This window comes from Mesorhizobium ciceri biovar biserrulae WSM1271, assembly GCF_000185905.1.
Taxonomy (GTDB): Bacteria; Pseudomonadota; Alphaproteobacteria; order Rhizobiales; family Rhizobiaceae; genus Mesorhizobium; species Mesorhizobium ciceri.
The window spans coordinates 4,863,052-4,878,001 of sequence record NC_014923.1 but is presented as its reverse complement, the minus strand read 5'-3'; the positions used below and the strand labels follow the sequence as shown (position 1 = coordinate 4,878,001).

Sequence of the window (14,950 nt, the reverse complement as noted above, 5' to 3'; positions counted from 1 at the left end):
CGATGAGGCGTGTCGTCGTCACGGGCCTTGGCTTGCTGTCGCCGTTCGGCATGGGCTTCGAGCACAGCTGGAAGGAGCTTCTGACCGGCCGCAGCGCTGCCAAGCGCATCACCGAGTTCGAGGTGGAGGACCTTGCTTGCAAGATCGCCCACGTCATTCCGCGTGGTGACGGCAGCAATGCCACCTTCAATCCCGAGGCCGTGCTCGAGCCGAAGGAATTGCGCAAGATCGGCGACTTCATCCTGTACGGGATTGCCGCCGCCGACGAGGCGCTGAAGGATTCCGGCTGGGAACCCAAGACGCATGAAGAGCAATGCGCCACCGGCGTCCTGATCGGCTCCGGCATCGGCGGCATCGAGGGCATCGCCGAGAACGCGATGATCCTCAAGGAACGCGGCCCGCGCCGCATCAGCCCCTTCTTCATCCCGGGCCAGATCATCAATCTCGTCTCCGGGCAGGTTTCGATCCGGCACGGGCTGAAAGGCCCGAACCATGCCGTCGTCACGGCCTGTTCGACCGGCGCGCACGCCATTGGCGATGCTGCCCGGCTGATCATGTGGGGCGATGCCGACGTGATGGTCGCCGGTGGCGCCGAAGCGCCGGTGACGCGGCTGTCGATCGCCGGGTTCGCCGCATGCCGGGCACTGTCGACGGAACGCAATGATTCGCCGCAAACGGCGTCGCGCCCCTATGATCGCGACCGCGACGGCTTCGTCATGGGCGAGGGCGCCGGCGTTGTCGTGCTCGAGGAGCTCGAACATGCCAAAGCACGCGGCGCCAAGATCTATGCCGAGGTGACGGGTTATGGTCTCACCGGCGACGCGCATCACATCACGGCGCCCGCCGAGGATGGCGATGGTGCCTTCCGTTGCATGACGGCGGCACTCAACCGGGCCAAGCTTACGCCTGCCGACGTCGACTACATCAACGCGCACGGCACCTCGACCATGGCCGACACGATCGAGCTCGGCGCTGTCGAGCGGCTTGTCGGCAATGCCGCATCGAAGATCTCGATGTCGTCGACCAAGTCGTCGATCGGCCATCTGCTTGGGGCGGCCGGTGCCGCCGAAGCGATCTTCTCGATCCTTGCCATCAGGGACAATGTCGCGCCGCCGACCATCAACCTCGACAACCCCGAACGCGAAACCGCGATCGACCTGGTGCCGAACAAGCCGCGCGCCCGCCAGATCGACGTGGCGCTGTCCAATTCGTTCGGCTTTGGCGGGACCAATGCGTCGCTGGTCTTCCAGCGCTACAATGGCTGATCGTCCGGCTGCCGGGCGACGCTTTGGCGTGCCGTCAATTTTGCCATATTCGCCTCTACTCTGCCGCTGGGGATTCGTTGGGCGATCAAACGGTAGGGCGAAATGAACACAAATCCGGCAGGCAACGGAGAATTCGGGCAACGGCCGGCAACATCCGGACCGATCGTGCCGAAAACGGCCAGCGAGGCGTTGCGGCCAGAGGCCGGCACGCCGCCGCCGAAGCGCTCGCGTGCGTCACGCAGCCAGGTCGTCGTGTTCATGAACTTCGTCATCTCCTCGGTGATGCTGGTGGTTCTGGCGGCCGGCGTCGCGGTCTATTTCGGCAAGCAGGAATTCACCGAGCCCGGACCCTCCGCTAATGGCGATACCTTCCTGGTCAAGCCGAACACCGGCGTCCAGGATATCGCCGACCAGCTCGAACGCCGCGGACTGATCAGTGATGCCCGGGTATTCCGCCTTGGCGTGCGCGCCTTCGGCAATGATTCGGCGCTGAAAGCCGGCGAGTACGAGATCAAGCCCAGGGCTTCCATGCGCGATATCATGGAGCTTCTGAAGAGCGGCAAGTCGGTGATGTATTCGCTGACCATCCCTGAAGGACTGACTGTCGACCAGGCATTGCAGCGCATCGCCGAGGAGACTGCCTTGAGCGGCGACATGCCGGCAACCACGCCGCCGGAGGGCAGCCTCGCCACCGACACGCTGCGCTTCACGCGCGGCGCGACACGCCAGCAGATGGTCGACAAGCTGCTTGCGGATCAGAAGAAGCTGGTTGACGATGTCTGGCAGCGGCGCGCGCCGGACCTGCCGCTGGCCAACGTCGAGGAGTTCGTCACGCTGGCTTCGATTGTCGAGAAAGAGACGGGCAAGGGTGACGAGCGTTCACGGGTTGCCGCCGTCTTCCTGAACCGGCTTGCCAAGGGCATGCGCCTGCAATCCGATCCGACCATCATCTACGGGCTGTTCGGCGGCAAGGGAAAGCCGGCGGACCGGCCGATCTACCAGTCGGATATCCAGAAACAGACCCCCTACAACACCTATGTGATCAACGGCTTGCCGCCGACGCCGATCGCCAATCCGGGTCGTGCAGCGCTGGAGGCGGTGGCCAATCCGTCGAAGACCGACGACCTCTATTTCGTCGCCGACGGCACCGGTGGGCACGTCTTTGCCGCGACGCTGGACGAGCACAACGAGAATGTCGCCCGCTATCGCGCTCTGCAGAAGAAGCAGGCGGATGACGTCGCCAAAGCCGCCAAGACGACCGGCGGCGGCGACAGCGATGCCGTCAAGCCGGCGGACGGTGGGCCGGCCGACAGTGGGCCTGCTGACGGTGCCGACGACAGCGGCGGTGACGCGGGCGCTGCCCAGTAGAATGAAGAAAGGCGTTGCCCGACAGGCGACGCCCTGACATTTGCAAGAGCGCCGCGCGTCCGATTTCGACGCGCCTGCGGCGCAGTCATTTTCAAGCCGCACTTGCTCTGTCCGGAAAGCCGGTTCGGGGCAATGTGCCAGGGACGTGTGGGCGATATGAATTTGCAGAGCATGACCGGTTTTGCACGTGCCGTCGCCGAGCACGAAGGCACTTCGATCGCCTGGGAGGTCAAGTCCGTCAACGGCAAGAGCGTCGAAGTACGGCTGCGGCTGCCGCAAGGCTTCGAGCGGTTGGAACCGGCTGTCCGGCAGATACTTCAGAAACGTTTTGCACGCGGCAATTTTCAGGCGACGCTGACCATCGGCCGTGCCGTCGGCGCGCAGGCGCAGCCGGTCGTCAACGAAGCCTTCCTGAAGGACCTGGCCGGGCTCGCCAAGCGGCTGCAGGAGCAGTTCGGCGTTGCTGCGGCGACCTCGGATGGACTGCTGTCGCTGCGCGGCGTGCTCGACATTCCCGAAACTGTCGAAACCGAGGAGGCGAGGGCCGCGCTCGATGCCGCGATCATGGCCGCGCTCGAAGTGGCCTTGAACGGGCTTGAACAGGCACGGCAGGGCGAAGGGGCCGCGCTGGCTTTGCTGCTGTCGGGTCATATCGACACAATCGAGGCGCTGACGCTGCGGGCAGAAGTGGATCCATCCCGCGAGACCGCGGTGATCCGGGAACGCATCGCCGAGCAGGTCAGGCTGCTGATGGACGCTTCCGCCAATTTGGATGCCACCCGACTGCACATGGAGGCCGCGTTCCTGGCCACCAAGGCCGATATTCGCGAAGAGATCGACCGGCTGAAAACGCATGTCGCATCCGGCCGGGCACTGCTGGTGGGCGGCGGCGCGGTCGGTCGCAAGCTCGATTTTCTGGCACAGGAATTTAACCGCGAATCGAATACGCTGTGTTCCAAGTCGAATGCCGCCGCCATCACCGCGATCGGGCTGGACCTGAAGGCGGTGGTCGACCAGTTTCGTGAACAGATCCAGAATCTGGAGTAGCCGATGGTTGCCAAGGATTTGGGGTCCCGCATTCGCCGCCGGGGCCTGATGCTCGTCCTGTCGTCGCCGTCCGGCGCCGGCAAGTCGACGATCGCGCGCAATCTTCTGGAAAGCGATTCCAGCCTCGAACTGTCGGTCTCGGTCACCACCAGGCCGCGCCGCGGCAGCGAGATCGAAGGCGTCCACTATCATTTCCGGACGATGCGCGAATTCGAGCGGCTTCGTGATTCAGACGCGCTGCTGGAGTGGGCCGAGGTGCATGGCAATTGCTATGCGACACCGCGCGAGCCTGCCGAACTGGCGCTGTCTGAAGGGCGCGACATGCTGTTCGACATCGACTGGCAGGGCGCCCAGCAGCTCAAGGAGAAGATGCGCGCCGACATCGTCTCGATCTTCATCCTGCCGCCATCGATGAAGGAGTTGAAGGCACGGCTGAAGCGCCGCGCCGAAGACCAGGAAGCGGTGATCGAAACGCGGTTGAAAAACGCCCGCAACGAGATCGAGCACTGGAAGGAATATGATTTCGTCATCGTCAATGACGACCTCGACCGCGCCTTCGCCGAAGTGCGCGGCATCGTCGTCGCCGAGCGGCTGAGACGCGACCGCCGGCCAGGCCTGTTCGATTTCGTCTCGGGACTGTTGGACGAGAAGACGGGTTGAGGCTGTGAAGCGCCAATCTCCCCCACGAGGGGGCAGATCGGCAGCTTCTTACACCGCGTTTGTCAACCTTACAAACTCCTCGACGCTGAGCGTCTCGGCGCGGCGTGTCGGATCGATGCCGGCGCGGTCGAGCAGGGCCTCGCCGCCGAGGCTCTTAACGCTTTGCCGCAGCATCTTGCGACGTTGGCCGAAGGCGGCTTCTGTGACGCGGCCGAGTTTCTTCACCTCGGTGGGCAGGGGCATCGGGCGCGGCACAAGATGCACCACCGAGGAGGTGACCTTTGGCGGCGGCGTGAATGCCTGTGGCGGTACGTCGAAGGCGATCCTCGCCTCCGTCCGCCAGCCGGCAAGAACCCCCAGCCGGCCATAGCTGTCGCTGCCGGCGGGAGCGACGATGCGCTCGGCCACCTCGCGCTGGAACATCAGAGTCATCGAGGTGTAGAAAGGCGGCCAGTCGCTGACCGTCAGCCAGCGCACCAGCAGCTCCGTGCCGATGTTGTAGGGCAGGTTGGCCACGATCTTGACCGGGCCGCCATTGCCGGTCGCTCGACCGGCAAGGCCCGTGAAATCCGTCTTCAGCGCATCGCCCGAAACAACCTCCAGCCGGCCGGGATAGTGGCCGGACACTTCGGCAAGAGCAGCCAGGCAACGTTCGTCGCGCTCTATGGCGATCACCTGGCGCGCTCCGTTGGCAAGCAAGGCGCGGGTCAGCCCGCCGGGACCGGGGCCGACCTCGATGACGGTTGCATCGGACAAGTCGCCGGCGGTGCGGGCGATCTTGCCGGTGAGGTTGAGGTCGAGCAGGAAATTCTGGCCGAGCGCCTTCTTCGCCTGCAGCCCATGACGCTCGATCACCTCGCGCAGCGGCGGCAGCCCGTCGATGGTCATGCCCGAGATCTCATGCGGCAACCGCCTTGGTGTTCGTGTCGGCCAGCCGCCGGGCAAGCTTCAGCGCCGCTATCAGGCTGTCGGGCCGCGCCACACCCTTGCCGGCGATGTCGAAGGCCGTGCCGTGGTCGGGCGAGGTGCGGATAAAGGGCAGGCCGAGCGTGACATTGACCGCCTCGTCGAAAGCCAGCGCCTTGGCCGGGATAAGCGCCTGGTCGTGATACATGCAAAGGGCCGCGTCGTAACCAGCCCGCGCCCGGACATGGAACAACGTGTCGGCCGGCAAAGGGCCGAAAGCGTCGATGCCTTCGGCGCGCAGGATGTCGACCGCCGGGCGCACGATCCGCTCGTCCTCGAGGCCCATGGCGCCGCCTTCGCCGGCATGTGGATTGAGCCCGGCAATCGCCAGCCGTGGCCTGGCAATGCCGAAGCGGCCGGCAAGGTCGGCAGCGGTGATGCGCGCGGTGGCGACGATCAGTTCGGTGGTCAGTGCCTTCGGCACCTCGGCCAGCGCTATGTGGATGGTGACGGGAACGGTGCGCAGGTCGGGTCCTGCCAGCATCATCACCGGCATCGCCTCGACGCCGCTGTGCCGAGCCGCCAGATGCGCCAGATATTCGGTGTGGCCGGGAAAGCGAAAGCCGGCATCGTAGAGCGGCTTCTTGGCGATGGGGCAGGTGACCACGGCCGAGGCTTCGCGGGCAAGGCAATCGGCGACGGCGCGGTCGATGGCCTCGATCGTGGCGGCCGCATTGGCCGGATCCGGCTGGCCGGGGCTGTCGATGCAGCCTGCAGCCAGCGGAACGATCGGCAAGGCGCGGGCAAAGACCTGCGCCGCTTGTGCCGGGGTGGCTTCGGCGATCGGCAGCGAGAGGCCGAGCAGGCGCGCCCGGGAGGCGATCAGCGCCGGATCGGCGAGCAGGTAGAAGGGGGGCAGGGCGGCAGCTTCACGCGCCATGAAGGCGGCGATGGCGATCTCCGGCCCAATGCCGGACGGATCGCCGGCGCTCAACGCGAGCGCAGTCACTGCGTTGCCCACGTCAGCGCTTGACGATGCGGGCTTTTGCCTTCAGCTCGTCGACATATTTCTTGCTGAGCGCGTCGGCATCCTTGTCGCCGCCGGAGCCTTCGGCCTGGAACGCCATCTGGGCAACCTTGTCGTCGGACACTTCGCGCGACGAGCAGATGCCGATGAATTCGACGCCGCGTTCGGTTTCGCGCGTGACGGTGGCACCGCCGACTTTGGTAGCTTTGATCTGCTCGGCCCAGTCCGGCGGCAGTTGCGGCGCCAGCACCCGGCCCAGATCGCGAACGGTGACGTCGATCAGGCCCTTGGCGAATTCGCGCGTCGTGTTGCAGCCGTTGAAGCGGGCGCGCATGGCGTCGGCCTCTCGCTTGCGTTTGCCCAGCGTCGCGCTGCGTTCAGCCGCCGGCACCACGAAGATGACCTGCTGCAGCATGTATTCGGTGGCGCTCGGTTTGGCGCCGCCTTTTTCGAGCATCTTCCTGACGAGATCCTGTTCGCTGACGGCGCCGGTGCCGTCGCCGGAACGGTAGCGCGCGCTCAAGGCCTGGTTCCAGGCCATCTGGGCGCGGATGAATTCCTTGAAGTGGCTCTTGGTGACGCCCGACTTCTCCATGACGCCGTCGAGCTGGCTGAGCTGCATCTTGTTGCTCGAGGCAAAGCGCTGGTACGCGGCATCGACCTGGGCGTCGCTGATGCGGATACCAAGCCGCTTGGCCTCGGCCATACGCAGCGTCTGGTCGATCATTTCCTGGCCGGCATCGCCCTTCTTGCGCTGCAGCTTCAGGAAAGCGGCGCGATGGGCGATGTCGCCGGTGGTGACAGGAATGTCGTTGACGACGTATTTGATCTCGCTGGCGAAAGCCGGCGGCGCCATTACGGTGATCGACACGGACGTCGCCGCCACGAGCAACGCGAAACCTGCTGAAAAGAGGTATTTCCTCATCGTTGGCATCCCAATTCTATCCCGGTCCCGCCCAATTTGATCTTTCCAGGTGCGCGAAATCCGTGCCAGCCCTATGCGGCGAAACGATGTCGCCGATTGTTACTGGATCGTGTCGACGGCACTGGTCGACGAGCCGAAATCGCCGAGGGTGCGGAACGACAGATTGAAGCCGATGGTCTGCGACACCTCCCTGGTGTTCAGATCGCGCGACTGCGAGTAGGTCATCAAATAAGTGAAGCAGGAATCGTTGTAGGCGAAGCCGACGCCATCCTTGACCAGCAGGCTCTGCTGCAGGTCGTAGGTTCCTGTGCCGAAGACGCGCCAGTTTTCGGCCAGATGCGTGGATGCACCAAGCGTGACCTCGTGGCGGTCGGTGGTGAAGCCGTACAGCGGCTGGGCCTGGATGAAGGCGTATTTGGCGCTCAGCGACACAGGCAGGCCGGAATAGGCGGCCTTCACCTCGGCGCGGCGGATCTCGAAGCTCTGTTCGTCGAAACGGCCGCTGACCGAGGCCGCGAAGCCGTTGGGGCTGTTGATGCCGAACAGGCCGACATAGTCGGACTTGGTCGTGTCGAGGCCGGAGTTTGCGCCGACATTCACCAAATCCGGCGCGGCGAACGAATTCTCGCCGCCAATCTGATAGGATTGGCCGAAAATGGCATTGGTGCCCCAGCCATTGTTGTAGGAGCCGGAATAGCGGAAGCCGACATTGGCGCGCGAACCGCCTTCGACGCGGTCGTAGCCGGAGAACTTGTCGCGTTCGAACAAGGTGGTCGCATCGAAGACCATGCTTTGGGCGTCTTCGTTAGGCACTGAGAGGCCGCCGACATATTGCTCGTTCGGACGCATGAAGACCTGTGCCATCGGTTCGATGACATGGCTGGACCCGCTGGCCATGGAAAACAGCACCGGCCAACGCATCTCAAGCCCGGCGGTTGCCATGTAACGGGCAAATGACGAGCGCATGTCGTCCTGCTCGCCCAAATGCGTCGCCATTCTGTCGATCGCGTCCAGCGAAGCCGACGACGCGTTGAGGTAGTCGACGTCGCCCTGCAGCGCGAGCAACGGCGTCAGCACCAGCCCGCCATCGGTGACGAAGCTCCGCTTCCACTCGGCCTCGGCGGTGAGACGGCCCGATTCGCCTTCAATGCCGCGGACGCGCTGCGTGGGAGTGAGGGCATTGTAGGGCTCGACGAAGGTCTCATCGACATCGTCGCGGCGGATGACACGCGCGTTGACATTGAGCGATAGCTGGCCGCCGGCCACCGACGCATCAGGAATATAGGCGTAGTCGAGCGACGGCAGCACCCAGGGCTGTTGTCCGCTTCGCGCAGAGGCGTTGTCGTCAGGTGTATCTTCCTGCACATCGAAATGCATGGCGCGCACGTCGAAATAGTTGCGGCCGTTGAGACCCGTCAAGTAGACCGACGACTGGTGGACGCTGCTATTGTACTTTTCGATGCCGTAGGTGTTCGAGAAATTCTTGTCGGTCTGCAGCAGCACGTCCCAGCCGAAGTTCCAGCGTGAGTTGATGGCGAACTGCCCCTGGGTACCCATCATGCCGCGGAATTTGTTGGGATCGCCGGCGCTGCCCGAATTGACGTTGTGGCCAGAGCTGGAGGGGAAGGCAGTGGTGTCGAGGAAAGCGTCGGGATTCTGCTGGTGTATCCCGGCGATCTTCAAGCTGTACTCGCCATTGTTGAAGCGCTGACGCCACTCGGCCTCACCGAGGAAACCCTGCTTGGTATAGCCGGTGCCGGTGACGGTCAGGTCGTAGGTCGGCGCCAATGCAAGATAATAGGGGACTTTCACGCCGACGCCGAGATCGCTCTTGTAGATGATGCTCGGGATCAGGAAGCCGCTCTTGCGCTTCACCGTCGGGTCGGCAATTTCGAATGCAGGCAGATAGGCAAGCGGAAAACCGAAGAACTCGAAATTCGCATTCTCGAAGCGAACCGTCTTCTTCTCGCCGTTCCAGATGATCTTCTTGGCCTTGACGCGCCAGGTCGGCGCTTTGTCCGGCTTATCCTCGCACGGCTCGCAGGCGGTGTAGACGCCATTGTGGAAGGTGGTCAGCACGCCGCCCATGCGTTCGGCGCTTTCGGCGGCGAAATAGGCCTTGTCGATGGTTTCGACCCGCAACGCGTTGACGAAGCCGTCGGCGAAGTCATCGGTGATGTCGATATGCTGCGAATTGATCTTGGTACCGTCGCTGTTGATGACTTCGACGTTACCGCTTGCGACCATTCGCTTGGTGTTGCGGTTGTACTCGACCCGCTGGGCGACAAGGCGATTGCCACCATAGTCGATCTGCACGCCGCCAACGGCGGTCACGGTCTGGTTGTCGTTGTTATAGACCAGCGTGTCGGCCGCCAGCAGCATTTGCGAGCCGGACGGAACCGATGTCGCCATGTCGCCGACGTCCTGCGCAAGCGCCGGTGCCGGAACGGCGTAGGCAAGCACGCACGCCAAGGCGGTCGCCGCATAGAGGCGCGCCAAACCGGCCTGCCTGTTGCTGGGCAAAAACGCCTCCCTCACTAGCCGTCTTCCTTGTATAGCAGGAAAGTCACCCCGAAGAACATAGCCACCATGACCGGTACCCAGGCGGCTACGACAGTCGGCACGAATCCCGCCACGCCGAATGCCTTCACCAGAACCGAAACGACATAAAGCAGAAAGCCAGCGATGATGCCACCCAGAATCATCGTCGCCGACTGCCCCATCCTAGCAAATCGCATTGAAACCGTTGCCGCGATCAGCGTCATGGCGACGAGAAGGAACGGCAACGCCACGAGCGAATCAAACTGCATGGCAAAGGCATTTGCCTTGAGGCCGAAGGAGCGGGCAACCTCGATCTTTCCGGGCAGGTCGTAGAAGGGGATGGTTTCCGGGCGCGCCAGCCGCTCTTGCACGAATTCGGGCTTCAGATTGGTCGGTACGCGATCGGTTGCCGATGCCTGGATCGTGCCGTTCTGGAACGTCTTGACGTCCTGCAATTCCCAATAGCCGTCGCGCAGGAAGGCACGGGCAGCATCCTTGCGCTCGACGATGTTGCCTTGCGGGTCGAGAATGAAGAATACGACATCGGCCATTTCCAGGCCCTGGTTCAGGATGGCCCGCGCACCGATGATGGTGTCCCCCGAACTGGTTTTCTGCCGGATCCAGGGCGCGGCATCGGCCGAGACCGTATTCGATTTGCCGGAACGCAGCTGGGTTTCGATCTGCTCGGACCAGGAGAATGCGTGCGCGGCGAGCGGATTGATGACGCCAACCGACAGGACGCCGAACAGCAAGGCTCCGATACAGCAGGGCAAGAGGAACTGCCAGGCGGAAACACCGGCGGAACGCGCGATGACCAGCTCGTAGCGCCGGTTCAGCGACACCAGCGTCGCCATCGCCGAGAAGAGACCGACGAACGGCACCGTCTGCAGCATGATCATCGGCATGCGGAGGCCTGAAATGGCTACCGCCGTGCCGTAGGTGAAGCCGGGCAGGCCGGTGGTGCGGCCGGACAGCTCGGTGAAATCGATCAGGAACACCAGCGCCAGGAGGCCGATGAAGAACCAGATGGTGATCGTCACGTAGCGGAAGAAGAAATAGCGGCCCAGTGTCCAGCCCATCAGCCGACCCCTTGCCCTGATGTGCCGCGCCTGGACAAACGCAATTTGAAAGCATTCCAGCTGTCAGCGATGCGCGAGGCGAAGTTTGTCATCCAGTCCGCCCAGGTCACGGGCAGTTCCAGTGTCCGGTTCGAGACGATGAACCAGATCGCCACCGCGGAAGCCACGATCGGCACACCATAGACCATATAGGCATATTGCGGGATCTCATCCGCCTTGCTGGCGGCGAAAAAGCCCAGCCAACGCACGAACAGCGATATCGTGATCGCCGTGATCAGCGGATTGACGCGCGCCTCGCGGTGCGAGCGCGCATCCCCGGCGACCGCAAGCGCGATCAGCGCGAAAACCATGGAATAGGTCCATTCCGAGAACCGCTGGTTGACTTCGGCCCGGTATTCGTAGGGGCTCTGCTGATAATACTTGTCGTTGGCGCTCGGGTTGAGCAGGTACTGCGTCGTCTGGTCCTTGGGCAGGAGCGTCACCGCTGAAGCCGCCGCCATGAAGGCCGACATGTCGAAGGCATAGGAGGTGAAGCGGATGACGGAGAGATCGCCGGTCAGCGTTTTGCGATGGATGACGCCGTCATTCATCATCAGCACCTTTTCACCGCCGCGTTCGATGATGCTGCCGGTCTTGGCGTAGTAGACGAGGTTGACGCCTTCTTCGCGCGAATCGGCGACGAAAATGCCGCCCAGCCGATTGTTGGGAAGGCGCTCGCCGACCTGCAGGAACAACCCGTCGTCGATCTTGCGGAAGGTACCTTCCTGGATGATCAGCGACAACAGATCCGCGCGTGACGATGCCACCAGGGCCCGGTTCTTCTGCCGTGCGTAAGGATCGATGCCGTTGTCGACGGCAAAGGAAAAAACGGCTGCGGCGAGCGCCAGCAACATGATCGGCCGCACGATCGTCCAGCGCGAGGCTCCCGCGGCGTTGACGACGGCAAGTTCGGAATCCGAATTCATGACGCTGAGTGTCTGTGCGACCGCCACCACCAGCGCAAAAGGCACTACGATCGGGATGATGGACGGAAGGATGAGGGCGGCGACTTCGAAGAAGGTCAGCGCCGATTGGCCGCTGTCGGTGACCAGATCGATCTTTGCCAGCACCTGCGTCGTCCATACGATCGCCAGCGTCCACACAAGAGCGGCCATGAAGACCACGAAAGCGCGGCGCATGATGTAGCGTTCAACGACCTTCATGAAGGCTTTTCTCGATTTTTTCGAACGGCATCATGCCGCCGAACAAGGTAGCTGTCCGGCAGCGCCTGCACAACTGGCTCATCAGATGGTCTATCCGGGTTCTGTCCCACATCACGCCCCCCGGCTGGGCGGAGTGTCGGCGGGAATGGATAAGAAAGGGCGAACATCGATGGTTAACAACAAGTTGCGGCAAAAAGCGGGGCCGTGCCGCGACGAATCGTCATCGATTCCATAGGTCATATGGGATGCCAATTCGGCAAAGTCTTGCCAAATGCCGGAAAACGACCAAATGTCGCGCATCGTTTCGAACCGCTTCCCCAAAAGTCGCGCATTCCCTGAAAGCAGGACATGATGAATCAAAGACCGTCGATCGCCTTCGCCAAATTTTCCGGGTCCCAGAGCGGGGTGAACAAGAAGGGCACGGTCTTCGTGCTCGCGGCGGATGAGGGCGGCCTGAGCGACGTCGCCAAGCCCAGTGATCCCGGCAAGACACTGGAGCGGGCTTTTCCCGTGGCTGAGTTCACCGGCAAGTTCGCCAGCACGGTGGAAGTTCTGGCCCCGCAGGGAGCGTCGCTCGACAGACTGGTGGCGATAGGCACCGGCAAGGTGTCGGGACTGGACGAATATGCGTGGTTGAAGCTTGGCGGCACCGTTGCCGCGTCGCTGCGCAAGGCGACCGAGGTAGCGGTAGTCCTCGATGTGGTCGGCGCCTCGCCGAGCGCGAAGGACGCGGCAAGCCTTGCCGCGGGCATTCTCCTGCGCAGCTATTCCTTCGACAAGTACAAGACCAGGAAGGATAAGGACGACGGCAAGGCAGAGCCGAAGAAGCCGGTCAAGGTGACCATCCATACCGCCGATCCGGCCGCTGCGAAGAAGGCCTTCGCCGATGCCGAGGCGGTGATCGACGGCGTCCTTCTGGCGCGCGACCTCGTCAACGAACCGGCAAACGTGCTTGGGCCGGTCGAGTTCGCTGCCCGCGCCAAGGAACTCGAGGCACTCGGCGTCAAGGTCGAGATATTGGCTGAGAAGGAAATGAAGAAGCTCGGCATGGGCTCGCTGCTCGGTGTCGCGCAAGGCTCGCCACGCGGCGCCCGCATGGCGATCATGCAGTGGAACGGCGGCAAGCCGAAGGACAGCCCGATCGCCTTCGTCGGCAAGGGCGTCACTTTCGACACCGGCGGCAATTCCATAAAGCCGGCCTCGGGCATGGAGGATATGAAGGGCGACATGGGCGGTGCCGCCGCCGTTACCGGCCTGATGCATGCGCTGGCGGCCCGCAAGGCGAAAGCCAATGTCGTCGGTATCATCGGACTGGTCGAAAATGCGGTCGACGGTCATGCCCAGCGTCCCGGTGATATAGTCACTTCGATGTCGGGCCAGACCATCGAGGTGCTCAATACCGACGCCGAGGGCCGCCTCGTGCTGGCCGATGCGTTGTGGTACTGCAACGACCGCTTCCAGCCGAAATTCATGGTCAATCTGGCGACGCTGACCGGCGCCATCATGGTGGCGCTCGGCCAACATTATGCCGGCCTGTTTTCCAACAATGACGAACTGGCCGAAAAATTGTCGGTGGCGGGGCAGGCGACTCAGGAACGGCTGTGGCGCATGCCGCTCGGCGCCGAATACGACAAGCTGATCGATTCCAAGAACGCCGACATGAAGAACATCGGCGGCCGTTTTGGCGGCGCCACCATCGCGGCGCAGTTTCTGCAGCGCTTCGTCAAGGACACGCCATGGGCTCATCTCGACATAGCCGGCACGGCGATGGGGGCGCCGTCGAACGAGATCAACCAGTCGTGGGGTTCCGGTTTCGGCGTCAGGCTGCTCGACCGGCTGGTGCGCGATAACTATGAGCAGTGAACGGGTTCGATCACTATAGGCTGAAGCGATGGCCGACGTTCTGTTCTACCACCTGACCGAATCGACGCTGGAGGATGCGCTGCCAGGCCTCCTGGAGCGCAGCGTCGACCGTGGCTGGCGCGCCGTGGTGCAGACAGGCACCGAGGAACGCCGCGATGCGCTCGACCAGCATCTTTGGACCTTCCGCGACGATTCGTTCCTGGCGCACGCAACCGATCGTGAAGCTCATCCCGGCGAACAGCCGATTCTGTTGACCACCGGCGACGGCAATCCCAACGACGCCAAGATAAGGTTCCTGGTCGACGGCGCGGTGCCGCCTGACCTTGGCGGCTACGAGCGCGCGGTGTTCCTGTTCGATGGCCACGATGCCGCCCAGCTCGAGGCGGCGCGAGGACACTGGAAGGTGATGAAGAGCGCTGGCCACGACGTCACCTACTGGCAACAGACGCCAGATCGCCGCTGGGAGCGCAAGGCGTAGACCAGCCGCTTGTGGCGGATGACTCGATCCTACAGTCTTGCCTTGATCCGGTTCTGTTTCCGGGTGACGTAGTCGCCGTGTTTCAATCTCTTGAAAACATACCAGTCGCCATCCGGAGCCTTGCGCTGGTAGATTACTTTGCCAGCCTGGCGGTGCTCGAAGCAGGTCATCGAGCCCTTCACGCCCCAGGAACCGTGCCATTGCGCACGCCAGCACAGCTTGCCGCCGCCGGGAATGAACCACATGCCGTCGCCATAGCCCGACTTGCCTTTGTCGTGGGTCCAGGACTCGAACTGTCTCTGCTTGACGGCAAAGAAGCCGGCGCCCTTCTTGCCCCACAGCCACGAATGGTTCTGATAGATCTGGTAGACGCCTTCGTCAGGAACCGCTGTGGCCTCTTGAGCCTGCTCGGCGATTTTCATCGCCGTCTTGGCTGTCGCAGGAGCCTGGAAGGCAAGAACAAGAACGGAGCAGGCGAATGCCGCTCCAAGATAATTTCCCACTACCCGCTTCACGAAACTTCTCCACAGACTGATTTACGCCACGCCTCAATCCTCATCCCGAACCGCTGGTTCGGGATGGATCACGA

General features: G+C 63.0%; 14 protein-coding genes. 6 read left to right on the top strand and 8 right to left on the bottom strand.

Going from position 1 to position 14,950, the window contains the following annotated elements; genetic code table 11:
• Positions 1-2 precede the first annotated feature (2 nt).
• On the top strand, positions 3-1,265 hold the full coding sequence (fabF, locus tag MESCI_RS23795; protein WP_013532515.1) for a beta-ketoacyl-ACP synthase II: 1,263 nt from the start codon (positions 3-5) through the stop codon (positions 1,263-1,265).
• On the opposite strand, the gene MESCI_RS32710 is transcribed toward fabF, so the two are convergent.
• Positions 1,253-1,525, bottom strand: coding sequence for a hypothetical protein (locus MESCI_RS32710; RefSeq protein ID WP_244514282.1), 273 nt, complete (start codon positions 1,523-1,525; stop codon positions 1,253-1,255). The two genes, fabF and MESCI_RS32710, sit on opposite strands and share 13 nt — an antisense overlap.
• Here MESCI_RS32710 and mltG point away from each other — a divergent pair.
• The 3 genes from mltG (at position 1,524) to gmk (ending at position 4,340) form a co-directional block, all read left to right on the top strand.
• A complete protein-coding gene (gene mltG / locus MESCI_RS23790; RefSeq protein WP_245268565.1) occupies positions 1,524-2,633 on the top strand; it encodes an endolytic transglycosylase MltG in 1,110 nt (369 codons plus the stop codon). The genes MESCI_RS32710 and mltG overlap by 2 nt on opposite strands.
• A 156-nt stretch (positions 2,634-2,789) precedes the next feature.
• The gene (locus MESCI_RS23785; protein WP_013532513.1) at positions 2,790-3,680 is read left to right on the top strand and encodes a YicC/YloC family endoribonuclease; all 891 of its coding nucleotides are present in this window, start codon (positions 2,790-2,792) and stop codon (positions 3,678-3,680) included.
• 3 nt (positions 3,681-3,683) lie between these two features.
• A complete protein-coding gene (gene gmk, locus MESCI_RS23780) occupies positions 3,684-4,340 on the top strand; it encodes a guanylate kinase (protein WP_013532512.1) in 657 nt (218 codons plus the stop codon).
• 48 nt (positions 4,341-4,388) lie between these two features.
• On the opposite strand, the gene rsmA is transcribed toward gmk, so the two are convergent.
• From rsmA to lptF, 6 genes are all read right to left on the bottom strand, one after another.
• Complete coding sequence (gene rsmA / locus MESCI_RS23775) at positions 4,389-5,228, bottom strand: 16S rRNA (adenine(1518)-N(6)/adenine(1519)-N(6))-dimethyltransferase RsmA (RefSeq protein WP_013532511.1); 840 nt, start codon at positions 5,226-5,228, stop codon at positions 4,389-4,391.
• A 10-nt stretch (positions 5,229-5,238) separates the two neighbouring features.
• The gene (gene pdxA, locus MESCI_RS23770) at positions 5,239-6,267 is read right to left on the bottom strand and encodes a 4-hydroxythreonine-4-phosphate dehydrogenase PdxA (RefSeq protein WP_013532510.1); all 1,029 of its coding nucleotides are present in this window, start codon (positions 6,265-6,267) and stop codon (positions 5,239-5,241) included.
• A gap of 1 nt (position 6,268) precedes the next feature.
• Positions 6,269-7,207: a peptidylprolyl isomerase gene (locus MESCI_RS23765; RefSeq protein WP_024504313.1), complete on the bottom strand. Its 939-nt coding sequence runs from the start codon at positions 7,205-7,207 to the stop codon at positions 6,269-6,271.
• A gap of 90 nt (positions 7,208-7,297) precedes the next feature.
• A complete protein-coding gene (locus MESCI_RS23760; protein ID WP_024504312.1) occupies positions 7,298-9,736 on the bottom strand; it encodes an LPS-assembly protein LptD in 2,439 nt (812 codons plus the stop codon).
• Positions 9,736-10,821, bottom strand: a complete 1,086-nt coding sequence (gene lptG / locus MESCI_RS23755) for an LPS export ABC transporter permease LptG (RefSeq protein ID WP_174299091.1) — start codon at positions 10,819-10,821, stop codon at positions 9,736-9,738. The genes MESCI_RS23760 and lptG overlap by 1 nt, the downstream gene beginning before the upstream one ends.
• Positions 10,818-12,020 (bottom strand): LPS export ABC transporter permease LptF, encoded by a 1,203-nt coding sequence (lptF, locus tag MESCI_RS23750; protein WP_013532506.1) that lies wholly within the window; start codon positions 12,018-12,020, stop codon positions 10,818-10,820. Before lptF ends, lptG begins: the two co-directional genes overlap by 4 nt.
• Before the next feature lie 351 nt (positions 12,021-12,371).
• On the opposite strand from lptF, the gene MESCI_RS23745 reads away from it, so the two are divergent.
• Both MESCI_RS23745 and MESCI_RS23740 read left to right on the top strand, forming a co-directional pair.
• The gene (locus MESCI_RS23745; protein WP_013532505.1) at positions 12,372-13,883 is read left to right on the top strand and encodes a leucyl aminopeptidase; all 1,512 of its coding nucleotides are present in this window, start codon (positions 12,372-12,374) and stop codon (positions 13,881-13,883) included.
• 28 nt (positions 13,884-13,911) lie between these two features.
• A complete protein-coding gene (locus tag MESCI_RS23740; protein WP_013532504.1) occupies positions 13,912-14,361 on the top strand; it encodes a DNA polymerase III subunit chi in 450 nt (149 codons plus the stop codon).
• A gap of 29 nt (positions 14,362-14,390) precedes the next feature.
• Here the strand turns inward: MESCI_RS23740 and MESCI_RS23735 are convergent, their stop codons facing one another.
• On the bottom strand, positions 14,391-14,876 hold the full coding sequence (locus tag MESCI_RS23735; RefSeq protein WP_013532503.1) for a DUF995 domain-containing protein: 486 nt from the start codon (positions 14,874-14,876) through the stop codon (positions 14,391-14,393).
• Between the last annotated feature and the right edge of the window lie 74 nt (positions 14,877-14,950).

Bases quoted from the DNA above. Each gene is read 5' to 3' on its own strand.
- fabF (WP_013532515.1), top strand. From the start codon at position 3: ATGAGGCGTGTCGTCGTCACGGGCCTTGGCTTGCTGTCGCCGTTCGGC.
- mltG (WP_245268565.1), top strand. From the start codon at position 1,524: ATGAACTTCGTCATCTCCTCGGTGATGCTGGTGGTTCTGGCGGCCGGC.
- MESCI_RS32710 (WP_244514282.1), bottom strand. From the start codon at position 1,525: ATGAACACGACGACCTGGCTGCGTGACGCACGCGAGCGCTTCGGCGGC.
- MESCI_RS23785 (WP_013532513.1), top strand. From the start codon at position 2,790: ATGAATTTGCAGAGCATGACCGGTTTTGCACGTGCCGTCGCCGAGCAC.
- gmk (WP_013532512.1), top strand. From the start codon at position 3,684: ATGGTTGCCAAGGATTTGGGGTCCCGCATTCGCCGCCGGGGCCTGATG.
- rsmA (WP_013532511.1), bottom strand. From the start codon at position 5,228: ATGACCATCGACGGGCTGCCGCCGCTGCGCGAGGTGATCGAGCGTCAT.
- MESCI_RS23765 (WP_024504313.1), bottom strand. From the start codon at position 7,207: ATGCCAACGATGAGGAAATACCTCTTTTCAGCAGGTTTCGCGTTGCTC.
- lptF (WP_013532506.1), bottom strand. From the start codon at position 12,020: ATGAAGGTCGTTGAACGCTACATCATGCGCCGCGCTTTCGTGGTCTTC.
- MESCI_RS23745 (WP_013532505.1), top strand. From the start codon at position 12,372: ATGAATCAAAGACCGTCGATCGCCTTCGCCAAATTTTCCGGGTCCCAG.
- MESCI_RS23740 (WP_013532504.1), top strand. From the start codon at position 13,912: ATGGCCGACGTTCTGTTCTACCACCTGACCGAATCGACGCTGGAGGAT.